Consider the following 22,169-nt stretch of genomic DNA (forward strand, 5'->3'; position numbering starts at 1 on the left):
CACCGCGCGCTGGTGCCGAGCCTCCCCGTCCCCGCGGGTGCCGACATCGCTCCGCGCCCGGCCGTCCGGCTCGCCACTCCGCGCGCGGGCACCGAGCCCTCCACAGCCGTGGGGACCCGCGTCGTCCCCAGGCCCGCGCCGCCGTGCCGCCGGGCGGTCGCGGCCGGCCGCCTAGCGTCGGCCGCGTGCCCCTGACCGACCCGCTCCCCGAGCCCGTCCGCCGCCGGCTGCGCGTCGTCGCCTGGCGCGCGCGCCGGCCGCTCGCCGCGCTGTGCGCGGGCCTCGCCGCCGTGATCGCCGTCGGCCTCCTCCGGCCGGCCGACCCGCCCACCGCGCGCGTCCCCGTGGCGGCGCGCGCCCTCGCGGTCGGCGCGGTGCTCGCGGTCGCGGACGTGTCGCTCGCCGACGTGCCGGTGGCGCTGCTGCCGACGACGCTGCTAGTGGCCACCCCGACGGCGGGAGACCTCGACGCCGCGGAGGACGACTTCGTCGGGCGCCGGCTCGCCGTCCCGGTGCCGGCCGGGCTGCCGCTGGTCGCCGAGCTGCTCGTCGACGAGAGCGGCACCGGCCCGCCCGGGTCGGTCGTGGTGCCGGTCCGGTTCGCCGACGCCGGCGTGGCCGACGTGCTCCGCCCGGGGATGCGGGTCGACGTGGTCGCCGCGGCGCTGCACGACGGCGACGAGGCCCTCCGGCTCGCCGAGGCGGCGGTCGTGCTGGCGCAGCCCGGCGACGCGGACGACGGCGGCACGTCGGGGTCGGGGAGCGGGCTGCTGGGCGGCGGCACGACCACGGGCGAGAGCTCCCCGGTGCTGCTCGCGGTCGACCCGGACGAGTCGGTGGCGCTCAGCGGCGCGGCCGCGTCCCGGGTGCTCAGCGCGGTCATCGTGGGATGATGCGGGCACATCGCCGCAGCACACCGGGGGAACTCACGGCATGAGCGACGCACTGAGCAAGGGCCTGCGCAGCGCGACCGAGGGCGCCAGGGGCGCCGGCAAGGTCCTGCAGGGGTTCAAGGACTTCATCTCCCGCGGGAACGCGATCGAGCTGGCCGTCGGCGTCGTCATCGGCGCGGCGTTCGGGGGCGTCATCACGGCGCTCCAGGAGGGCCTGATCTCGCCGCTGATCGCGATGATCTTCGGCAAGCCGGACATCTCGCAGATCTGGGTCATCGGCCCGATCAACGACGCGACGATCAACATGGGGCTGATCCTCAACGCGCTGCTGCAGTTCCTCATCACCGCCGCGGCGATCTACTTCGTCATCGTGCTGCCGCTCAACAAGCTCGCGGAGCGCCGGAAGCGCGGCGTCGAGGCCGAGCCCGCGCGCCCGTCCGAGGACATCCTCCTGCTCCAGGAGATCCGCGACCTGCTCGCCGCGCAGTCCAGCCCCGCGCTGCAGCAGGACGCCGGCGCCCCGGGTGCGCCGACAACGGCCCCCGGCGCCGAAGGGCCGGGCGTCACCGGCCACGCCGGCGGCACGGGTCGGCCCGGCCACCCGCCGCTCGCCTGACCGCCCGGGCACCGCACGCCGGAGCGGCGGGCAGGCTCTTCTGCGCAGGGGGCGACCGCGAGCCGCGCAGCGCCCTCGACGCCCGCGCGGAACGGTTGCCGTGGCGGAGGTCGCGCCGCGCCGACGGTGGGATGATCGACGGGTGACCACTCCCCCGACCGAGCCGCGCCCCGAGCCCGCGGACCGGCCCCGCCGGCCGGTCGACGACAGCCCGCTGATCCCGAGCCGCAGCGCCGACGACTCCGACACCGGCTGGGGCGACGACCGCGGCGACTCGAACGACGACCGCCTCCGCCGCGACGTCCCCCCGCACTGGTGACCTACGCGGCCTGACCGCCGCCTCCGCGGGTGACGAACCCGGCCTGACCGCCGCCTCCGCGGGCGACGAACCCGGCCTGACCGGCCGCCTGCGCGGGTGACCAGCGCGGCTCGACCGGCCGCCGCGCACCCCGCGGCGCGCACCCCGCGCCCCGCGGCGCACCCCGTCGTGCGCCGAGATAGGACCTCTGCGCCGAGGTAGGGCCGTAGACGGTCCTACCTCGGCGGGATAGCCCTACCTCGGTGGCACGGGGCTGCACCGCGCCCGGCCGCCCGGCGCGCGGGCTCCACCGCCGCGCCACCGCCGCGCGGGCGCCGCGCGGCGCCGCGGGCGGCCGCCCCCGCGCCGGGGTCAGCGGGTGGCGCGGGCCACGGCCGCCGCGACCACCGAGTCGACCCGCGCGCCGCGGCGCGTGATGCCGAGCTCCGCGCGCAGGGCGGCGGCGAGCTCCTCGGGCGTCCGCTCGCTGCCGTCCGAGACGAGCCAGGCGACGAGGTCGTCCAGCTGGTCGTCGGAGTAGGCGCTGATCGGCAGGCCCGGCCGCACGTCCGGTCGCGGGCCGCCCGGCACCGCGAGCGTGGGCTGCACGGCCCGCACGGCGCCCGTCATCGGCGCGGACGCCTCCATGACGCCGGGGATCTGCGCCGCCACGGCCGGGATCGGCGACGACGGCGGAGCCACGGCGTCCGGCGCACCCGCGCCGGCCGGGGTCGAGCCACCGGCACCGGCCGCACCGCCCGGCGCCGCCGGCGGCGACCACGGACCCGCGGCCTCGGCGACGGGCGCCGGCGCCTCGTCCTCGCGGTCGGCCGACTCGTCCGGCACGACCGTGATCGCCCCGGTCGCGTCGAGCACGCGCCGCTCGCCCGGCCGCGCGCCGCCGCCGGTGGGCAGGTCGGCGCCCGGCACGACGGCGAACCCGGTGAGGGTCGGCGCGGGGCCGGAGCCGTCGTCGTCGAGCAGCGGCGCCGGGACGATCAGCCGGGCGCGCGCCCGGTCCGCCTCGGCCTCGGCGATGCGCCGGTCGGCGACCGCGTGCAGGGCGCGGCGGATGCGGTCGACCTCGGCCTCGGGGTCGAGGAACGCGGCGGCCGACCAGACGCGCAGCACGCTCCAGCCGAGCCGCTCCAGCCGCTCGGCGACCTGGCGGTCCCGGACCCGGACGCTCGGCTCGTGCAGGTAGGCGTCGTCGTCGGTCAGCACGGCGACGAGCAGCTCGCCCGGCAGGTCCGGGTGGCCGACCGCGAGGGGCAGGTGCAGCCCGCCGGGCAGGCCGTGGTCGAGCTCGACGACGAGCCCGTGCCGCCAGAGCCGCTCGGCCAGGTCGACGACGAGCCGGTCCGGCGCGTGCGCCTCGGCGGGCGCCTTGACCTCCTCCGCGACGACGGGAGCCGCGACCTCCTCGGCGGCGGGCACGTCGGCGGCCGCGTCGCCGGGCGCCCCGTCGGCGACCGGCTCCTCCGCGACCGGGGCCGCGACCGCCAGGTCGGTCTCGCCCGCCGACCGCAGCTCGGCGAACCGCAGCAGGTCGGCCAGCAGCCGCGGCCCGGGGCCGCGCAGCCGCTCCGGGTCGACCTCGGCGATCGCGAAGCAGGACACGACGTCGAGCCGGTGCCGGGTGACGCCGAGCGCCGCGAGCAGCAGCGCGTCCCCGCCGGGCCCGCTGATCGGCCCGAACCGGTGCAGCACCCGCCCGTGCGGGGTCCGGCCGAAGCCGAGCGACAGGATCAGCGCGTCCCGGCGCAGGCCGGCGACGTTGGTGAGGTCGGTGACGACGAACGGCTCGGGCCGCGACCCGTCGAGGCACGCGGCCAGCGACGGCGAGTCCCGGACCTGCGCCAGCACCGACTCGCGGATCTGCGCGGTGTGCAGCGGCGAGGCCGTGACGACGGCCAGCGACTCCGCCGGGCGGGTCAGGGCGTGCTCGATGACGAGCTCGACGACGCGGTCGACGTCCGCGCGGGTGCTCTGCACCGCGCCGGAGCCGTCGGGCATGCCGGTGCCGTCGACGAGGTGGTGCCCGACGGTCGCCCCGCTGGTGGGCAGCGGGGTCGGGGACAGCACGTCGGCGTAGCCGTGCGCGGCGAGGAACGCCGTGAGGTACGGGTCGCGACGGGACGCGTCGGCGCGCAGCGGCACCGTCGGCAGCACGTCGGCGAGCTCCCGCACCGCGGTGCCGGAGGCGCAGCGCCGGTCGCCGACCACGACGACCTGGCGGCCGCGGGCGATCGCGGGCAGCGCGACCTCGACCGGCAGGTGCGCGGCGGCGTCGAGCACGACGAGGTCGACCGTGCGCGCGGCGGGCAGGATCTGCGGGACCAGCATCGGCGCGGCGGCGAGCACCGGCCGGAGCCGGCGCGCGACGTCCGGGTACCGCTCGAAGGTCTCGCGGAGGCCGGTCAGCCGCTCCTCGACCAGCTCGGCGAACAGCGCCTCGGTCTGCTCGGTGTGCGCGGCCATGGTGTTCCGCACGTGCGCCGCGGCGCGGGCGCGGACCGGGCCGGCGAGCGCGGCGGTGTGCGCGACGTCGAGCTCGCGGTACTCCGCGGCCAGCCGGCCGAGCGTCCGGCCGTCGTACCCGGCCAGCGCGGGGTCGGCGGCGAGCACCTGCTCGAACACGGTGCTCCACCAGGCGAGCTCGAGCTCGGCGCCGACCAGCGACGCGGCGACCCGGCGGTCGGCCAGGTCGTCGAGCAGGTCGTCCAGCCCGGCGGCGCGCAGCGAGCGCAGCAGGCGGGTCCGCTCGGGCAGCCGCTCGAGCGTCGCGCCGGCGTCGACCAGGCGGCGGACGCGCTCCAGGACCTCCGGGATCGGGCGGCCGAGCAGGTCGGCGCCCTCCGGCGTCCCGGCGAGCACGGCGGCCAGCGCCTCGACGTCCGCGCGCACCTCGCGGTGCTCGGCCTCGATCTCGCCGAGCCCCTCGGGCAGCCGCGGCCAGCCGCCGGCGGGGCAGTGCTCCGCCCAGATGGCGCGCTGCCGCTGCACGTCGAGCAGCGCGGCGTGCAGGTCCGCGACCGGGCGGCCGGGGCGCAGCAGGTCCTTGGCCTGCTTCTTCAGCCGGCGGCGCAGCCAGAAGCCCATCGGCGTGCCGTGCTCCGCGCGCCAGGCCTTCGACGCGGTCGCGGCGACCATGTCGGCCGGGCTGCGCTCGAAGACGATCGGCTGGAACACGTCGAGCGCGCCGCGGACGCCGCCCAGCACCTCGAGCTGCTCGGCCCAGGTGGCGAGCGTCGTCGCGGGGGTGAACCCGGTGACCTCCGCGACCTCGGCGATCCGGGCCTGCACGGCGGGGAGACCCGTCTCGCCGGCCAGGCGCTCGGCCCGGCGCAGCGCGTCGGCGGCCTCGGCGTCGCCCAGCAGCGCCGCGCCGTACCAGGGGGTGTCGACCGGGCGGAGCGTGAACGCGCCCGCCTCCGCCGCCTCGGTCAGCTCGGCCGCCACGGCCGCGCGCCGCTCGGCGTCGAGCGCGCGGGCGACCTCCGCCGGCAGCCGGACGGTCGTGCGCGGCGCCGGGCGGGCGGCGGTGAGCCGGGCCAGCGCCTGGAAGCCGTCGTACGCGGACGCGCCCCACGGCTCGCGCACCAGGTGCAGGCCGTCGACGTAGCCGCGCAGCCGCTCGCGGCGCTCGACCAGCGCGCGGCGCAGCTCCGCGGTCGCGGCCGGGTCGCCGGGGTCGACGTCGAGCGTCATCGCGCCCATCAGCCGGCGCGCGGACGCGGCCCGCCACGCGGCGTCGGGAGCCACGTCGAGCAGCACCTCGCCGACGCCGAGCCGCTCCAGGCGCTCCCGCAGCGCGACGGCGGCGCGGCGGTGCCCGGGCACGTAGAGGACGGTCCGGCCCTCGGCGGCCGCGTCGGCGACCAGCGCGGCGAGCGTGCCGGTCACGTCGCTGTCGGCGGGCGCGTCCACGAACACGTGCGCGCCCCCGGCCACCACGTCGAGGACGTGCTGCTGCGCCGGGTCCAGGTCGCCCACCCCGCGCTCGAGGGCGGGGTCGCGGTCCCCGCGCACCGGCTCGGGCAGGGTGACCTGCAGGCCGTCGGCCGCCTCGGCGACGCCGGCCAGCGCCGCGACCACCTCGTGCCGCTCCAGCGCGGGCGCGAGCCGGTCGAGGTCGTCGACCAGCACCTGCCCCGGGTGCACGAACGTGCCGACGACGATCCGGTCGACCAGCTGGAAGTCGTCCAGCACCGCGGTGCCGAGCGAGGTGAGTCGCGTGATGGCGTCCCGCGGGTCGAACCCCGAGCCGGTGAACGCGCTCCGGGCGACCGCGCCGGGGTCGAGCAGCGCGCCCCGGGACCGCAGGGCGCGGGCGAGGACCGGGTTGACCTCCAGCGACGGCTCGAGCGTGAGCTCGTAGTCGCTCTCGGCGGTGCCGCGGGCGGTCAGGGACACCGGCCGGAGCAGCACGGGCGCGCGGACCGAGCGCGTCGCGGGCGCGGGCGCGTCGCCGTCCGCCGGGTCGCCGTCGCCGTCCTCGCCGCGGCCGGCGGACTCCCGGGTCGCCGTGGCGATCGCCGCCACGTCGTCCGTCGCGACGTCGGGCGTGCTGTGCTCGGTCCACGACGCCACGCCGATGGCCAGGTAGGTCGGCGCGATGCCGTACTGCTGCGCGTACGTCCCGGCCCGGGCGGCGACGGCGCGGGCGCGGCGGCGGGCGGTGCCGAGCGCGGCGCCCTCCCGGACCAGGTTCGACAGCCGGGTCTCCCGGCCGGCGAACAGCTGTGCGATACCGGACGGGTGCGCGGCGGACAGGTCGAGCGCGGCGTCCCCGAGCAGCTCGACGTCGGCGAGCGTGGAGCCGCCCGCGGCCTCGACGAGCGCGGCGCGCCAGGTGCCGGTGGCGCCGGCGACGAGCTCGGCGGCCGACGGCGGCTCGACCAGGACGGGTCCGGCTGCGGCGTCGGGCACGGAGACCTCCCCGTCGTGGGCGGCGTCGCGGCGCGGCGCGGGGCCGTCGGTCCCGGTGCCGGGGGTCGACGGCTCGGCGGACCGGCCGGCCGCGGGACCCTCGGGCCCGGCGGTCGCCGAGGGGGTCGACGGCGGTGCCGGCGTGGCCTCGGCGGAGGCGGACGTCGGCCCGGTCGCGGAGCGGCGCGCGGGGACCTTCACCCGCAGAACGCTAACCGCGACCGGCCGCCGGCGGCGTGGTGCCACGCCGCGGACCCGGGTGATGACGCGGAACTCGCCGACCGGGAGGGGGTGGGACGCCGGTCCGGAGCGGGGGCTCGACGGGTGGGGCGACCAGGGAGTTCGTGAACGGTGCGCACCGCGCAGGGGGCAGGCGATGCGCACCGTCGGGAATGAACTATGGCCCTGAGAAGTGCAGCGGTCAACAACCTGGCGTTCCCTCGGGTGAACGCTCACACAGGTCGCGCACAGACCGGGGGCATCGCCGCAGGTCGCCTCTCGCGGCGGTGACGGAGATCACCCGCCCCGGGACGGGTCGTCCGGTCCCGGTGGCGGGGACGGCCCGGCGCGGGGCGGGCCGTCGTCGCCCGAGGTGCCCGGCGCCCGGCGGGGGCGGTGCCGGGCGCCGGAGACCTCGGCGTCGGAGGGCCTGTCAGCCGCTGCAGGCCCTCCGACGTCGTCCATTCAAGGCGTGCGCAGCGACCCCTCAGCCGCCTGAGGGGACGCACGGTGGCGCGTTGAGTGCCGTCGTCGGGCGGACTGAGGGGTCGTCGGGTCGTCGGTGAGCGGCAGGCACCGGTCGGTTGAGTGCCACGGGCGCCGCGCCCGCCCGACCGCCCGGGGCTACGCTGCCGAGAACCGCCCGCCGAAGGGAGGACGCCCGTGCCCGAGGACTTCGCCGTGACGGCCGGCGCCGGCACCCTGGCCCCCGCCGACGGCGACGCGGTCGCCCTCCCCCACCGCTGGACGCCGGCGGGCGTGCGCGCGACGTTCGCGTTCACCGGGGCGCACCTGCTGCACCTCGCGGTCGCCGGCTGCGTGCTCAACGACCTGTACCGGGAGGCGCACGCGCGCGGGCTGGAGCTCGACGGCGTCGCCGTGACCGCACGGGGCGGGTTCGCGCCGGGGACGTGGGCGTCGACCGGCGTCGTCTACGAGGTGCGGGTCGACACCCGGGCGCCGGACGGGGACGTGGCGCTGCTGCTGGAGGTCGTCGACGAGGTGGCCGAGATCCCGCGGGCGCTCCGCCAGGGGGCGCCGGTCACGAGGGCGCGGCCTGCGGACGACGCCGGCTGACCGGGCGCCGCGCCAGGGCTCGGCCCGAACCGCCGCCGCGCCTGGCTCGACCGGACCCGGCGCCGCCCGTCCCCCGCCGCTCAGCCGCCCCAGTCCGCGAGCTCGCTGCGCCCCACCAGCCCGAGCTTCCGCAGCGCCCGGCTCATGTGGTTCTCCACCGTGCGCACGCTCAGGTACAGCTGGTCCGCGATCTGCCGGTTGCTCAGGCCCTCGCGCGCGAGCACGGCGACCTCCTGCTCCCGCGCCGACAGCGGCTCCGCCCGGACCCCGCCGAGCCGGGACACCGGCGCGCGGGTCGGCCGCGGCGTCCCCTCGCGGACGCCGAGCACGGCCTCCGCGGCGCGGGCCAGCGCCGGCGCCGCGTCCGCGCTGGTCCCCGGCACGGCCGCGGCGATCTCCTCGTGGTCGTCGGCCACCAGCCCGACCACCAGGCGGGCGTACGGCTCGAGCAGCGGCACCCGGGTGCGCTCCTCGAGGTCGACGACGGCGTCCGCGCGCTCGGCGTCGAGCTCGCCGCCGCCGAGGGTCCAGCACAGCAGCGCCGGGTGCAGCAGCCCCTCGTCGGCGTACCGCCGGGCCGCCGTGCGCGCGATCCAGGCGGCCTCGGACGGCTCGCCGGTCGCGCCGGCCAGCGCCGCGTGCGCGAGCGGGCGCAGCGAGCGCAGCAGCGGCCGGTGCGCGGTCGGCGTCCGGTCGAGCTCTCGCACCAGCACCTGAGCGAGCGTGAGGTTGCCCGCGTGCGCCTGGATGACCGCGCCGACGGTCAGCCCTCGCCGGTAGAACGTCGTGCCGATCGGGCCGGGCGCGCCGAGCCGCAGCGCCGTGCTCACGGCCCGCCAGGCCGCCGCCGTCTGCGAGGACATGTAGAGCACCTCGGCGAGCATGCTGGCGTGCACCCGGATGGCCAGGTCGTCGACAGCGTCGTACGCCGCGTCGAGCATCCGGCGCTGCCACTGCTCCGCCTCCACCAGCCGACCGGCGAGCAGCAGCGCCTGCCCGCGGAGCGCCGCGAGGTAGTGCCGCGTCTCCGGGCCCGCGTCCCCCGCCTCCGCGCGGTCGAGCGCGTCGAGCGCGGCCTCGGGCCAGCCGCCCTCCAGCAGCGCGGCGGCGCGCAGCACCGCGGGCCAGCCGCGGGCGAACGGCGCGCCGGGCTCCGGGTCCGCCTCCGCGGCGACCTCGCCCGCCGGGCGCCCGGCGGCCAGCTCGCGCAGGAGGCGCGGCTTCAGGTCGCCGAGCGCGGCCACGGGGGCCAGGTCGGGGTGCGCGGGCGGGTCCGCCGCCTCACCCCCGCGCCCCGCACCGTCGTCGGCGTCGCCCGTGCCCCCGGTCGCGCACGCGGCCGAGCCCGCCGCCACGCCCGACCAGGCGGACCACCGCCAGCGGTAGAACGCGAACGCCGCCCGCTCCCCCGGGTCGTCGCACGCCGTGGGCGTCACGCGCGCGAACACCTCCGCGAGCGGGTCGGGCGCCGGGCGCCGCATGAGCGCCGCGAGGTACGCGTTCGCGGTCGCGAGGGTGGGCCCGGCGAGCCACTCCGCGCGGCGCGCGCCCTCCTCCGCGGTCGCCCGCTCGTGCACCAGGCCGGCCACCTGCGCGACCCACGCGGGGGCGCCGCCCTCGCCGGACGGCGCGGCCAGGAGCACCGTCGTGACGTCGTCGACCGCGGAGGACGCGGCCACGGCCCCGCCCTCGGCCGCCACCCGCTCCGCGAGCTGCCGGCGGCGGAACGGGGACACCCGCTCGCGCAGCGCCCGGGCCAGCAGGGGCGGGGACACCGCGAGCACCTCGCCCGAGCCCACGAGCTCGTGGCCGACCACCCGCCCGTGGTCCGCGAGCGTCGCCAGCGCCACCGGGTCGACGAGCCGCGCCGCGACGTCGGCGGGCACCGGCCCGGCGCACGCCAGCGTCTCCAGCGTGTCCACGCACCCGGGCCCCAGCCCCGTGAGGAACACGTAGGCCACGGCGTCGGCCGCGACCTCGCCGAGCGCGCCGTCCTCGACCCACAGCCCGTCGACCCGGCGCAGCGCGCCGCCGGCCCGCGCGGCGTCCGCGAGCGCCACGACCGCGCGCGGGTTGCCGCCGGTCTCGGCCATCACGGACGCGGTCAGCCCCGTGTCCGCGGGCGCGCCCAGCACCGACTCCAGCAGCGCCGACACCGCGCGGAACCCGAACGGCTGCACCCGCACCTCGGCGGGGGCGCGGCCCAGCAGCAGGTCACGGATCCCGGGGCCCGCGGCGCGCAGCGGGTCCGCGGTGCAGGACGCCACCAGCAGCGAGCCCGTGCGCCCGAGCACCCGGCGCACCACCGCCAGGCTGGGGTCGTCCATCCGGTCGGCGTCGTCGACCAGCAGCACGCTGCGCCGGGCGCGCAGCTCCTCCGTCAGCCAGTCCGCGAGCGCCGCCTCGTCCGGCACCCGCACCGACGACGAGGCGTGGTCGAGCAGCGCCGACAGCGCCCGCGACCCGCCCGCGCGCACCAGGATGCCGGTGACGCCGCGACGGGACGCGTCCGCCAGCAGGCCCTCCAGCACGGTCGACTTGCCCGCCCCGCGGTCGCCCCGCACCAGGACATCGCGTCCGAGCGGCAACCACCGCTGCGCCGCCGCCACCGTCAGCCCGAACCCCTCAGCCTCCACCGCCAGCCCTCCGTGTGCGTCGCGCTCCCGGCTACGCACTCTGGCGCGGCAGCCACCACTCAACGGACGAGCCGGGACCACCTACGCACGTCTCGGGAGCGCGAGCGCGCCCGGCCCCGGGGCGCGCCCGGCGCCCGCACGGGATCCCCCTACCCAGGTCGGACCGGGGCGGGCGCCGTCGCCGCGCATCGGGGGAGGACCGGTGCCACGCTGGGAGGGCCGTGCGGGTGCCGGCCGGGCCCCGCCGCCCACGGACCGGAGGACGCGATGTCGTACACCATCGGCTACTTCGTCGGCAGCCTGTCGAGCGCGTCGATCAACCGCACGCTCGCCGACGCGATGATCTCCCTGGCGCCGGACCAGCTCGAGTTCCGCGAGATCCCGATCGGCGGCCTCCCGCTCTACAGCCCCGACCACGACGCCGACTACCCGGCGGAGGCGCGGGTGCTCAAGCGGGCGATCGAGGAGTCGGACGGCATCCTGTTCGTGTCGCCCGAGTACAACCGGTCGATCCCCGGCGCGCTGAAGAACGCGATCGACTGGGGCTCCCGGCCGTGGGGCACCAACTCGTTCGCCCGCAAGCCCACCGGGATCGCCGGCGCCTCGATCGGGGCGATCGGCACCGCGGTCATGCAGTCGTCCATGCGCGGCGTGCTGAGCTTCCTCGACGCGCCGCAGCTCAACGCCCCCGAGGTGTACGTGCGGGTCGAGCCGGGCACGTTCGCCGAGGACGGCACGCTGCTCGACGACTCGCTCGCCCAGTTCCTCCGGCACTACATGGAGGAGTACTGCGCGTTCGTGCAGCGGGTGCTCGCCGCGAACGCGCCCGGGCACATCGGCGACCCGGAGGCGATGCCGGTCGCCTGAGCCGGCCGCTCCGGGCCGGGTGCGGGCGGGCAGGCCGAGCCCGGCCGGCCGGGTCGCCCCCGGCCCTACGCGCGCGGCCGCAGCCGCAGCTCCGGCATCGGCGGTGCCGGAAGCGGCGCCGCCGGGTGCCCCTCGACGCGACCGAAGCCCGGAGCCGGCGCGTCCGGGTCGCCGATCTCGGCCTGCCACCGGGCGCGCGCCGCGACGACCTCGTCGTGGTCCCGCCCGATGAAGTTCCACCACATGACGATCTGCTCGCCCAGCGGCAGCCCGCCGATCAGCAGCACCCGCGCCTCGACGTCGCCGGTCACCGTCAGGGTGAGCGACGTCGCGCCCGGCTCCCGGTACAGCAGGTGCGACACCGGGGCGTCCACCCCGTCGACCGTCAGCGCCCCGGAGTCGACCAGCACCGCGTGCTCGAACGCCGGGTCCACGGGGAACGCGTGCGACGCGCCGGGCCGCAGCCGGACCTCGGCGCCGACCAGCGGGCTGAACGTCCGCACCGGCGACGTCGACCCGGCGAGCGTGCCCAGGAACACCCGCGCCTCGCCGCCGTCGAGCGGGACCACCGGCGGGACGTGGTGCTCGAACGCCGGCGCCGCACCGCGGTCGGCCTCGGGCAGCACCGTCCACAGCTGCACGCCGTGCAGGACGGTCGTCGCGGCGGTCGAGTCCTCGGAGTGGCTGATGCCGCGGCCCGCCGTCATGAGGTTCATCTCGCCCGGCCGGACCAGGCAGTGCGTGCCGAGGCTGTCGCGGTGCTCGATCTCGCCGGAGAACAGCCAGGACACGGTCTGCAGCCCGGTGTGCGGGTGCGGCGGGACGCGCATGCCGCCGGTCACCGCGACGTCGTCGGGCCCGTAGTGGTCGAGGAAGCACCAGGCGCCGACGAACGACCGGGCGCGCTGGGGCAGCGTGCGGCGGACCGACATCGCGCGGATGCCGCCGAGCGGCACGTCCCGCGGCTCGAGCAGCTCGAACCCGGTGGGGAGGCCGGCCGCGGACTCGCCGCCCGGGGTGCACACACGCTCGGTGGCGACGGCCTCCAGGTTGGTCATGCACGGCAGCCTAGTTTCAGCGCTCGCCCGGGCCGGGGCGCGCCGCCCGATCCCGCCGTGAGCCCGCACGCAGTTCGGCTGCGGGCCGCGGGGCTTGGCGAGCACGTCGACGTCCCGAGCTCAGCGCCGACCCGACGGACGAGACCGGTCCCTCGGGCCCGCGTCGGCGAAATCGGTCGTCACCGCGACGCACCGCTACGACTGGTGCGCCGCCCGCTCCGGCCAGGCCCCTGTGTCCTTGAACCGCCTGTACGCCCGAGCGGCCACACGCGCAGCAAGCCCTCGGGACGCACCAGCCCCGTCCACGCGCCACCGCTCGGTCGGGTTGTCCTTGTCGATCACGAGGACCCCGTTCACGTGTCCGTCCGGGGTCATCCTGACTTCGTAACGGACCTCGTTCGCGTCCTCGGCGATCTTCAGGCCATACGCCGCAACACCCATCAGTCCTCCATCCTCGCGCGAACCGCGCTCCACCAGTCCGCCACGCGCGGGCTGCGGGCACGCCCGCGGACAGGGTGGCGTCCGAGCAAGGGACCGGCCCGTCGATCGTGTTCGGCGATCAATACCCGTGCGCCATCCACGGCCACCATCGCCAGTGCGGCGTGGTGGCCGTGGGGCTCAGCTGGGTGCTACCGGAGCACCCGGCGCAGCACGGCCACGGCGGCGAGGCCGCCGGCGATCCACGGGCCCGCCACGATCAGCGGGTCCAGCACCTGGTGCCGCACGTCGACCCGGCCCCTGCGCGAGGCGATCGGGTGCCGCCGCGGCTCGGACAGGATCCCGGTCTCGGTGATCGGGTTGTCCGGCCGGGTCGTCGCGAACGACTTGAGGTGCTCGGTCGTCGACTCCACGCGGTCGGCGGCGATCAGCAGGAGCCAGTGCGCCGCGCGACCCTCACTGAACCGGTCGTAGGCGTACCTCCGGATCGCCCCGGCGGCGCCCTGCAGCGGCTGCGCGGTGCCGAACACCGGCGGCAGCTGCGTGTGCTCGATGGACCGCTCGCGCGGGTACGGCTCCGGCTGGCGCTCCGGAAAGTCCCAGTGGGCACCGGTCGGGAGGTCGGTCCGCTCGCGCGGGTAGGACGGGCGGTCGGCGGGGTCGAGGTCGGCACCCCAGCCCGGGATGCGGGCGCGCAGCTGCTCCGGCGTCTCCGCGAGCGGCGGCTTCTCGGCGCGGTACGGCATGGTCGTGCTCCCCTCAGTCCTCGTCCGGGATGATGACCGGCTTGATCATGCCGTCGAGCTTCGACGACATCATGTGGTAGCCCTCGGCGATGTGCTCGAGCGGGATGCGGTGCGTGACGATGTCCGACGGCTTCAGGTAGCCGTTCCGGATGTGCTCGAGCAGACGCGGCCACTGCCGGGCCACCGGCGCCTGGTTCATCCGCAGCGTCAGGCCCTTGTTCATCGCGTCGCCGAACTTCACGGCGGAGAAGATCGGGCCGTAGGCGCCCATCACCGACACCGTGCCGCCTTTGCGGACCCCGTCGATCGCCCAGTTCAGCGCGACCGGCGACCCGCCCTGCAGCTTGAGCTTGGCCGCCGTCACGTGCTGGATCAGGTTGCCGTCCGCCTCCGCGCCGACCGCCTCGATCACCCGGTCGAAGCCCAGGCCGTCCGTGGCGTACTTCATCTCGACCACGATGTCGTCGTACTCGGCGTAGTTCCGGGTCTCGGCGTAGGCGAACTCCTTCGCCTTCTCCAGCCGGTAGTCGAGCTGGTCGATGACGACGACCCGGCCCGCGCCCATGAGCCAGGCCGACCGCGCCGCGAACAGCCCGACCGGGCCCGCGCCCAGCACCGCGACCGTGTCGCCCTCGCGGATGTCCGCGAGCTGCGCGCCGAAGTAGCCGGTGGACAGCGCGTCGGTCATCAGCAGCGCGTCCTCGTCGTCCAGCCAGTCCGGGATCTTCTGCGGGCCGACATCGGCGAACGGCACCCGCACGTACTGCGCCTGACCGCCGTCGTACCCGCCCGTCGTGTGCGAGTACCCGTAGATCCCGCCGACGGCGGTCGCGTTCGGGTTCACGTTGTGGCAGTTCGAGTACAGGCCTCGGGCGCAGAAGAAGCAGGTGCCGCAGTAGATGTTGAAGGGGACCATCACCCGGTCACCGACCTGCAGGTTCTGCACCGAGGAGCCGACCTGCTCGACGACCCCGATGAACTCGTGCCCGAACGTGTGCCCGATCCGGGTGTCCGGCATCATCCCGTGGTACAGGTGCAGGTCGGAGCCGCAGATGGCGGCCCGCACCACCTTCACGATCGCGTCGTTGGGATGCTCGATCCTCGGGACGTCCTTCTCCTCCACGCGGACCTTGTACGGCCCGCGGTAGACCATGGCGCGCATCGACGTTCCCCTCTCGCGATTCGATCACCCCAGCGTGCGGAACCCGCGGCGATGTCGCATCTGGGGGGCGCTCCAGGGCCGGACCGGGGTCCGCGACAGGCGGATCGGTGGCACGATCGGCGCGTGCCCGCCCCTCGCCCCGCCGCCGCCCTGCTCGGCGCCGCGCTGCTCGCCGCGCTCGCCGCCTGCGGCCCCGCCGGGTCGCCCGCGACGCCCGTGCCGTCCGCGTCCGAGCACCTGGGCGGGCAGCCGACGCCGGACGTGACGGGGGTGGTCGTCGGCGGCGCGCTCACGCAGGCGTCCGACCCGTCCTACGAGGGCATGGCGCTCGTCGGGACGGCCGGCGAGCCGTCGGTGCTCGCGGCGGACGGCGCGCAGGCGACGGTCGCGGACCTGCACGACGGCGACGCCGTCGAGGTGTGGCTGGTGCCGGACAGCGGGTGCGCCGAGTCGTTCCCGGTGCAGTGCGCGGTGCTGACGGTGCGGGTGACGGAGGCGGCCGCGACGCCGGTGCCGACCGCGGCCGCGACGACCGCGGGCTGACCGGCGCGGTCCCGGTCCGCGCGCCGTAGCATCGCGACCGATGAGCAGCAGGACGCCCGCCGAGGCCGGCACCGTCGCCCCCGGCGCCGAGGCCCGCGCGCTGCTCGACCGGCACCGCACCCTGGCCGCGCGTGCCCGCGCGGTGCTCGACCACGTGGACGAGGCGACGGTCCGGGTCGCGTCGCTCGTCGAGGCCGACCGGGACGCGCGGGTCCGCGCGGAGCTCGGCGTCGTGCCGGTCGAGCAGCTCGGGGCGATGACCGACCGGAACCTGCGCCTGCGCGCGCTCGCCGAGGCGGGCTACGCGACGGCGGCCGACCTGCTCGGCGTGCCGGCGGCGACCCTGGACGCGGTGCCCGGCGTCGGCACGCAGACCGCGCGGACCGTCGTCGCCGCCGTCGAGCAGCTCGCCGGAGCCGTGCGCGCCGGCGTGCCGGTGCGGCTCGAGATCGACCGGTCGGGGCGGCCCGACACGGCCACGACCGTCGAGGTGCTGCGGCTGCTCGACCGGCTGCTGCGGCTGCGCCCGGTCGTGGAACCGCACCGCGAGGCGCTCGCCGGGTACGCGTCGGCGGTCGCGGTGCACGCGGCGTCGGCGGAGCCGGCGACAGGGCGGCTGCGGTTCGCCCTGTCCCGGCGGGCGACGAAGGACCGGGCGCGGCGGGCGCTGGCGGCGCTGGCGGGCTGGGACGCGACGCTCGCGGGCGACGCGTCCGGCGCGGGCGACGCGGCCGGCACGGCCGGGCTCGGCGCGACGATCGACCGGCTGGCCGCCGCGTGCGCCGTCCCGGACGCCGACGCCCCCGCGCTGTGGGACGCGTTCGAGCGCCGCTCCGCCGAGCTCTACACCGTGCTCGGCGGCATCGTGCCGCTGGCGCAGGACGTGCTGGCCGCCCGGGGCATGCTCACGGCCGAGCTCGCGGAGCGCGTCGCCGCCCACCCGCTCGACCTGACGGCGATGCGGGTGCCGCTGCGCGGGTACCAGGAGTTCGGCGCGCGGTTCGCGCTCAACCAGGGCCGGGCGCTGCTCGGGGACGAGATGGGCCTGGGCAAGACGGTGCAGGCACTGGCGGTGATGGCGCACCTGGCGGCGGGCGGCAACTCCCGCTTCCTCGTCGTCTGCCCCGCGGGCGTGCTCGTCAACTGGCTGCGCGAGGTCGAGGCGAGGACGTCGCTGGCGGCGCACCGGCTGCACGGCCCGGGGCGGGACGCGGCGCTCGCGCGGTGGCGGGCCGAGGGCGGCGTCGCGGTGACGACGTTCGAGGGGCTGCCGCACGTGCCGCTCGACACCGCGGGGGTGGCGCTGCTCGTCGTCGACGAGGCGCACTACGTGAAGAACCCCGAGGCGCAGCGGTCGCGGGCCGTGGCGGCCTGGTCGTCGGCGGTGTGGCGGGTGCTGCTGCTGACGGGCACGCCGATGGACAACCGGATCGAGGACTTCGTCGCGCTGGTCCGGCTGCTCGACGCGGACCTGGCGGCGTCGCTGCCCCCGCACCTGGGGCTGGTCGGCGCCGACACGTTCCGCCGCGACGTGGCGCCGGTCTACCTGCGCAGGAACCAGGCGGACGTGCTGGTCGAGCTGCCGGACCTGGTGCTGGTCGACGAGTGGGAGGACCTCTCCCCCGCCGGCGAGCGCGTCTACCGCGAGGCGGTCGCGAGCGGGAACTTCATGGCGATGCGCCGCGCGGCCTGGCTGACCCCGGACCCGGCCGACTCGACCAAGCTCGGGCGGCTGCGGGAGATCGTCGCCGAGGCGGCCGAGAACGGGCAGCGCACGGTGGTGTTCTCGTACTTCCGGGACGTGCTCGACGTGGTGGCCACCGCGCTGTTCCACCCGGGCGGGCCGCCCGTGTTCGGGCCGCTGACCGGCGACGTCCCGGGCGACGAGCGGCAGGCGGAGATCGACGCGTTCGCGGCGGGCCCGCGGGACGGGGTGCTGGTCGCGCAGATCACGGTCGGCGGCGTGGGGCTGAACCTGCAGGCCGCCTCGGTCGCGGTGCTGTGCGAGCCGCAGCTGACGCCCGCCGCGGAGGCGCAGGCCGTGGCGCGGCTGCACCGGATGGGCCAGGTGCGGGCGGTCGTGGCGCACCGGCTGCTCGCCGAGGACGGCGTGGACGAGCGGGTCGTCGAGCTGCTGGCCGGCAAGCGGCGGGTGTTCGACGCCTACGTGCGGGAGTCGTCGGTCGCCGCCGCGGCGGTGGCGGCGGTCGACGTGACCGAGGCGGGCCTGGCCCGCGAGGTGGTGGCGATGGAGCAGGCGCGGCTCGGGTACGGGCCGGTGTGGGACGAGCTGGCGGCCGCTCAGGACTAGGACGGCGACGCGGGGCTGCTACTGCTGGGCGACGCGGTCCGGCCAGGCGCCCTGCTCGCCGCGGTGGCGCACCGCGCGCCCGACCACGAGACCGGCGAGCGCGCTGGACGCGTCGGGACCCTCGACGTGCCAGGCGTTCCGCGGGCCGGCGGTCTCGATCACCAGGACGCCGTCGACGTCGCCGTCCGGCCGGTCGCGGCGGACCTCGTACCGGACCTCCGCCGCGTTCTCGTCGATCTTGTCGGCGTAGACCAGGACCCCGCTCATGGGGCCATGTGTACACCGTGGCGCCCGGCCGACGCGAACTGCCTTCGGCGCCTGTGGACGCGGTGTACCCCCGCCGCGGCGAGGCGCGGCAGATCCGTCCGCGGTGGGCGGGGCCGTCGCCTGCCCCGCCCACCGCCTCAGGACGTCGCCCGCGCCGCCGCCGCGCCCGGGTCCGCGGACAGCACCACGGTCGCCCCGCCGGCCTCGACCGCCTGGAGCGTCCGGAGCTGGAGCAGCCCCGGGTGGTCCGCGACCATCCGCGCCGCGTTGGCGAGCGCCCGCGTGGCAGCGACCTCCGACCGCGCCCGCTCGAGCGCCGCGAGGCCCTCGGACCGCGCGGTCACGACCGCGGCCGCGGCGCGCCGGATCTCGGCCGGCACGATGACGTCGCGCAGCGCGAGCGCGTCGACCGCGAGACCCGCCGTGGCGACCGCCGGGGCCGCGGCGACGCCCATCCGCTCGGGGACCTCCGCACGGTCGGCGAGCAGCTCGTCGAGCGTCCGCGCGGCGACCTCCTCGCGGAGCGCGACCTGGACCGCGGCGTACATGACGTCCTCGGGATCGGCGAACGCCTCGTGCCACGTCCGGGCATCAGCCACCCGGACCTGCATCGTCAGGCTGACCTTGACCGCGAGGCCGTCCCGGGTGAGCACCTCCTGGACGGGCACGACGACGAGCCGCGGCCGCACCTCCACGCGCACCCGCCTCCGGTGACGCCGCGGCAGCCGGTACCGGCCGGGGCCGACCTCGCGCTCGAACCGCCCGTCCTTGTACACCAGGACCCGCTGCCACTCCTGCACCACGATCCGCATCGCTCGACCCTCCTCCCGGTCGTCGGTCCTGCCGTCCCTCGGCCGGTACCGCCTGCTCCCGGCAGCGCTGATCCGGCCGACGCGCGGTCGGGCGGGACGCGGGGGACGTCCGGGCGCACCCGGGGTCGCAGACCGCAGCCCGCCCCGTCGACCGCGCGCCGGCCGGCCGGGAGTCGAACCCGAGCGTGGACAGCGCTGCTCCGGAGGCAGGTGCTCGCCGGCCGTGACGCGCAGGACCCGCGACGGCGACGCCGTCCGGCTGCTGACCAGGAGCGTGGGCGAGCGTAGGTCGAGGTCAGCGGCGGGCGCACGCGCTTTTCGCCGCGCCGCGCGAACCCCGGCGACCGGACACCCCGCCGCTGCGAGCACCGCTGCCACGATGACCGCCATGGACACGCGCCGCCCCTGGACCCGGGTCGTCGCCGCCGTCGGGATCGCGGCCGCGACCGTGCTGCTGCTCGCCGCCTGCGCGGCGGGCGTCAACCCGGACGTCGGCACCGCGCCGCCCGGGGCCGAGGAACCCGCCGGGTTCTGGCTCGGACTCTGGCACGGGTTCATCCTGCCGGTGACGTGGATCGTGTCGCTGTTCACCCGGACCGTCTCGCCGTACGAGGTGTTCAACTCGGGGAACTGGTACGACGTCGGGTTCGTGCTGGGGATCTCGATCGTGTTCGGCGGGCCGCTCGGCGCGGGACGCGCCCGGAGGCGGTGACGCGGCACCTAGCATCGGCGGAGATGCGTGCCCGGTGCGGGCGCCCCGTCGTGCGAGGTGAGCATGGGTGACGTCCCGACGCCGCGGCCGGTCGACGCCGCGGCCCACCGCGATCCCGCGGTCGACCCCGGACCGGGAGCGGCCCGGCGCTGGCTGCCCGTCGCGCTGGGGGTCCTGATCGGGCTCGTGGCGTCCGCCTGGTTCCCGGAGCACCGGGTCCCGCTGGTGCTCGCGACGGTGGTGGTCGGGTCGGTCGCGTCCTGGGTCCGGGCGCGCCGGCGCCGGTAGCCCGCCGAGCCCCGCGGTCACACCGGCTCGGCGACCGCTCCGCCCCGGTCCGCCGCCGCGGCCGCGCGCGCCATCCGCGCCTCGACCGCCAGCACCACCGCCACCCCGGCCCCGCAGAGCGCGAACCCGGCGAGCGTCACCGCGGTCAGCGGCTCCCCCAGCCAGACCGCCCCCGCCGCGGCCGTCGCGGGCGCGACCAGGAACAGCAGCGCGTTCAGCGCCGTCACCCCCACGCGGCGGAGCAGCCACCAGTAGAGCCCGTACGCCGCCAGCGTCGGGAACGCGGCCGCGAGCGCCGTCGCCAGCCAGAACGACGCGGTCGCCGGCGGGACGAGCGCCCCGGTCACCGCCGCTGCGACCAGCAGGACCGCCGCGGTCACCACGACCTGCACCGTCAGCACGACGAGCACCGGCGGGCGGGCGGCCGACCGACGCTCGAGGAACGTCCCGGCCACCAGGCACGCCATCGCGGCGAGCGGCAGCAGGTAGGCCACCGCGGGCGCGTCCGACCCGCCGAGCTGGGACTGCACGACCAGCAGCACGCCGACCGCCCCGACGGCCAGCCCGGCCCACTGCGCCCCGCGCACCCGCAGCCCGAGCAGCGGGCCGACCAGCGTCGCGACCACCAGCGGCTGCACCGCGTCGATGAGCGCGGTCGTCCCGGTCGCCACGCCCGCGGCGATCGCCGCGTACACGCACACGACGTAGCCGAGCTGCGCGAACAGCCCGATCACCGCCTGCCGGCCGAGGTCGCGCCGCGGGACCGCGCGCGCCGCCCTCGTCGCGAGGGTGACCGCCGCCAGCCCGACCGCGACCGGCAGGAACCGCCACACCAGGAGCGTCAGCGGCGCGACGTCGACGGTGGCGACCTTCGCGACCACGAAGCCCGAGCTCCAGCTCGCCACGAACCCAACTCCCGCCGCGGCGGTCAGCGCGGGTCCGAGTAGACCGACCTGTTTACTCATGATCGCGACTATACAGAGCGGTATACTCGTCCGCATGGCCACCACCGAGCCCGCGCCGCTGACCCCCGGCGCCCGCCGGGTGCTCGACGCCGCGTCCGAGCTGTTCTACGAGCGCGGGATCCACGCGGTCGGCGTCGACGCGATCGCCGAGGCCGCGGGCGTCACGAAGAAGACGCTGTACGACCGGTTCGGGTCGAAGGAGGCGTTGGTCCTCGCGTACCTCCAAGGGCGCGAGGCGCGGTGGCGGGAGCACCTGCTGGCCGCGCTCGCCGAGCGCCCCGACCCGGGCGTCGAGCGGGTGCTGACGGTGTTCGACGCGGCCGAGGCGTGGTCCACGGCGAACAGCCCACGCGGGTGCAGCGCGGTGAACGCCCGCGCGGAGACGACCGACGGCGCGGTGCTGACGGAGGTCGAGCGGGAGAAGGCGTGGCAGCTCGGCCTGCTCGTCGACCTGTGCCGGGAGGCCGGGGCACGCGGCCCGGAGGACGTGGCGCGGATGCTGATGCTGCTCTACGAGGGGGCGATCGTGACCGTCGGCATGGGGACGTTCGACCGGCCGTTCGCGCGGGCGCGGGACACGGCGCGGGAGGTGCTGGCGTCGGCCCTCCGGTGATCACGAGCGGCGGCCGGTACCCGGTGGTCGCCGGACCGCTCGACGCGATGCCGGTCCCGCCCGACCGTAGGGTGCGGCTCGGTCCCGGCGATCCGGTTGCGGCGACATTCGCCCTGATGGCCGACCGAGAGGAGACGACGGGCATGGCACGGAGACGACGACTCCCGCTCCTGCTGCTGCTCGTCGCGGCGGCGGCCGCGGTCTGGTGGTTCGTCGGCGGCGGGGCCGGGAGAGACACCCCGCCCGCCGCGGCCCCCGGATCAGACACCGAGGTCCGGCCCGCCTCCGCGGTCGGCCCGCTCCCCGTGCAGCGGGTCGTCGACGGCGACACGATCATCGTGCTCCGCGACGGCGCCGAGGAGCGGGTGCGACTCCTCGGCATCGACACGCCGGAGAGCGTCCAACCGGACAGCCCCGTCGAGTGCTTCGGCCCCGAGGCGTCCGCCCGCACCGGCGAGCTGCTGTCCGGCCGGTCGGTCTGGCTGGAGGGCGACCCCACGCAGGACGCCGTCGACCGGTACGGGCGCACCCTCGCGTACGTGTGGCTCGACGAGACGACGCTGGTGAACCGCGTGCTCGTCTCCGAGGGCTACGCGTCCGAATACACGTACGACTCCCCCGGCGTGCACCACGCGGAGCTCGAGGCAGCGGAGGTCGCCGCGCGCGACGGCGGTGCCGGGCTCTGGGGCAGCTGCTGAGCGTGCCCGAGAGGTGGC

General features: G+C 77.4%; 19 protein-coding genes. 11 read left to right on the forward strand and 8 right to left on the reverse strand.

What is annotated here, in order from left to right; genetic code table 11:
* Nucleotides 1-185: 185 nt before the first annotated feature.
* The 3 genes from Cpa01nite_RS07955 to Cpa01nite_RS07965 all read left to right on the forward strand — a co-directional run bounded on the left by Cpa01nite_RS07955 (nt 186) and on the right by Cpa01nite_RS07965 (nt 1,828).
* Nucleotides 186-893, forward strand: coding sequence for a CpaB family protein (locus Cpa01nite_RS07955; protein ID WP_203668224.1), 708 nt, complete (start codon nt 186-188; stop codon nt 891-893).
* A 40-nt stretch (nt 894-933) separates the two neighbouring features.
* On the forward strand, nt 934-1,509 hold the full coding sequence (gene mscL, locus Cpa01nite_RS07960) for a large conductance mechanosensitive channel protein MscL (RefSeq protein WP_203668225.1): 576 nt from the start codon (nt 934-936) through the stop codon (nt 1,507-1,509).
* Between the two features lie 142 nt (nt 1,510-1,651).
* On the forward strand, nt 1,652-1,828 hold the full coding sequence (locus Cpa01nite_RS07965) for a hypothetical protein (RefSeq protein WP_203668226.1): 177 nt from the start codon (nt 1,652-1,654) through the stop codon (nt 1,826-1,828).
* 351 nt (nt 1,829-2,179) lie between these two features.
* Here the strand turns inward: Cpa01nite_RS07965 and Cpa01nite_RS07970 are convergent, their stop codons facing one another.
* Nucleotides 2,180-6,940, reverse strand: a complete 4,761-nt coding sequence (locus Cpa01nite_RS07970) for a PDDEXK-like endonuclease domain-containing protein (protein WP_239068628.1) — start codon at nt 6,938-6,940, stop codon at nt 2,180-2,182.
* A 681-nt stretch (nt 6,941-7,621) separates the two neighbouring features.
* On the opposite strand from Cpa01nite_RS07970, the gene Cpa01nite_RS07975 reads away from it, so the two are divergent.
* Complete coding sequence (locus tag Cpa01nite_RS07975) at nt 7,622-8,035, forward strand: OsmC family protein (protein WP_203668227.1); 414 nt, start codon at nt 7,622-7,624, stop codon at nt 8,033-8,035.
* An 80-nt stretch (nt 8,036-8,115) separates the two neighbouring features.
* On the opposite strand, the gene Cpa01nite_RS07980 is transcribed toward Cpa01nite_RS07975, so the two are convergent.
* Nucleotides 8,116-10,671, reverse strand: coding sequence for a helix-turn-helix transcriptional regulator (locus Cpa01nite_RS07980; RefSeq protein ID WP_203668228.1), 2,556 nt, complete (start codon nt 10,669-10,671; stop codon nt 8,116-8,118).
* A 267-nt stretch (nt 10,672-10,938) separates the two neighbouring features.
* On the opposite strand from Cpa01nite_RS07980, the gene Cpa01nite_RS07985 reads away from it, so the two are divergent.
* Nucleotides 10,939-11,538, forward strand: a complete 600-nt coding sequence (locus Cpa01nite_RS07985; RefSeq protein ID WP_203668229.1) for an NADPH-dependent FMN reductase — start codon at nt 10,939-10,941, stop codon at nt 11,536-11,538.
* 65 nt (nt 11,539-11,603) lie between these two features.
* On the opposite strand, the gene Cpa01nite_RS07990 is transcribed toward Cpa01nite_RS07985, so the two are convergent.
* From Cpa01nite_RS07990 to Cpa01nite_RS08000, 3 genes are all read right to left on the reverse strand, one after another.
* The gene (locus Cpa01nite_RS07990; RefSeq protein WP_203668230.1) at nt 11,604-12,596 is read right to left on the reverse strand and encodes a pirin family protein; all 993 of its coding nucleotides are present in this window, start codon (nt 12,594-12,596) and stop codon (nt 11,604-11,606) included.
* A 629-nt stretch (nt 12,597-13,225) separates the two neighbouring features.
* Nucleotides 13,226-13,780: a hypothetical protein gene (locus Cpa01nite_RS07995; RefSeq protein WP_203668231.1), complete on the reverse strand. Its 555-nt coding sequence runs from the start codon at nt 13,778-13,780 to the stop codon at nt 13,226-13,228.
* A 13-nt stretch (nt 13,781-13,793) separates the two neighbouring features.
* Nucleotides 13,794-14,942 (reverse strand): zinc-dependent alcohol dehydrogenase, encoded by a 1,149-nt coding sequence (locus Cpa01nite_RS08000; protein WP_203668232.1) that lies wholly within the window; start codon nt 14,940-14,942, stop codon nt 13,794-13,796.
* Nucleotides 14,943-15,065: 123 nt separating this feature from the next.
* Between Cpa01nite_RS08000 and Cpa01nite_RS08005 the strand changes: the two genes are divergently transcribed.
* Both Cpa01nite_RS08005 and Cpa01nite_RS08010 read left to right on the forward strand, forming a co-directional pair.
* Nucleotides 15,066-15,485, forward strand: coding sequence for a hypothetical protein (locus tag Cpa01nite_RS08005; RefSeq protein ID WP_203668233.1), 420 nt, complete (start codon nt 15,066-15,068; stop codon nt 15,483-15,485).
* 40 nt (nt 15,486-15,525) lie between these two features.
* Nucleotides 15,526-17,796: a DEAD/DEAH box helicase gene (locus tag Cpa01nite_RS08010; protein WP_203668234.1), complete on the forward strand. Its 2,271-nt coding sequence runs from the start codon at nt 15,526-15,528 to the stop codon at nt 17,794-17,796.
* Nucleotides 17,797-17,814: 18 nt separating this feature from the next.
* Here the strand turns inward: Cpa01nite_RS08010 and Cpa01nite_RS08015 are convergent, their stop codons facing one another.
* Together Cpa01nite_RS08015 and Cpa01nite_RS08020 are read right to left on the reverse strand one after the other, a co-directional pair.
* Entirely contained in the window at nt 17,815-18,063 is a 249-nt protein-coding gene (locus Cpa01nite_RS08015; RefSeq protein WP_203668235.1) for a hypothetical protein, read from the reverse strand.
* A 137-nt stretch (nt 18,064-18,200) separates the two neighbouring features.
* The gene (locus tag Cpa01nite_RS08020; RefSeq protein WP_203668236.1) at nt 18,201-18,875 is read right to left on the reverse strand and encodes an SPFH domain-containing protein; all 675 of its coding nucleotides are present in this window, start codon (nt 18,873-18,875) and stop codon (nt 18,201-18,203) included.
* 388 nt (nt 18,876-19,263) lie between these two features.
* On the opposite strand from Cpa01nite_RS08020, the gene Cpa01nite_RS08025 reads away from it, so the two are divergent.
* Nucleotides 19,264-19,587 (forward strand): hypothetical protein, encoded by a 324-nt coding sequence (locus Cpa01nite_RS08025; protein ID WP_203668237.1) that lies wholly within the window; start codon nt 19,264-19,266, stop codon nt 19,585-19,587.
* Nucleotides 19,588-19,650: 63 nt separating this feature from the next.
* Nucleotides 19,651-19,875 (forward strand): hypothetical protein, encoded by a 225-nt coding sequence (locus Cpa01nite_RS08030; protein WP_203668238.1) that lies wholly within the window; start codon nt 19,651-19,653, stop codon nt 19,873-19,875.
* Nucleotides 19,876-19,892: 17 nt separating this feature from the next.
* On the opposite strand, the gene Cpa01nite_RS08035 is transcribed toward Cpa01nite_RS08030, so the two are convergent.
* Entirely contained in the window at nt 19,893-20,840 is a 948-nt protein-coding gene (locus Cpa01nite_RS08035; protein WP_239068629.1) for a DMT family transporter, read from the reverse strand.
* A 34-nt stretch (nt 20,841-20,874) separates the two neighbouring features.
* Here Cpa01nite_RS08035 and Cpa01nite_RS08040 point away from each other — a divergent pair, with 34 nt between their 5' ends.
* Nucleotides 20,875-21,453 (forward strand): TetR/AcrR family transcriptional regulator, encoded by a 579-nt coding sequence (locus tag Cpa01nite_RS08040; protein WP_203668239.1) that lies wholly within the window; start codon nt 20,875-20,877, stop codon nt 21,451-21,453.
* A 116-nt stretch (nt 21,454-21,569) separates the two neighbouring features.
* A complete protein-coding gene (locus Cpa01nite_RS08045) occupies nt 21,570-22,151 on the forward strand; it encodes a thermonuclease family protein (protein ID WP_203668240.1) in 582 nt (193 codons plus the stop codon).
* The last annotated feature ends 18 nt before the right edge of the window (nt 22,152-22,169 follow it).

Origin of the sequence: Cellulomonas pakistanensis, assembly GCF_016862755.1 — a bacterium.
Taxonomy (GTDB): domain Bacteria; phylum Actinomycetota; class Actinomycetes; order Actinomycetales; family Cellulomonadaceae; genus Cellulomonas; species Cellulomonas pakistanensis.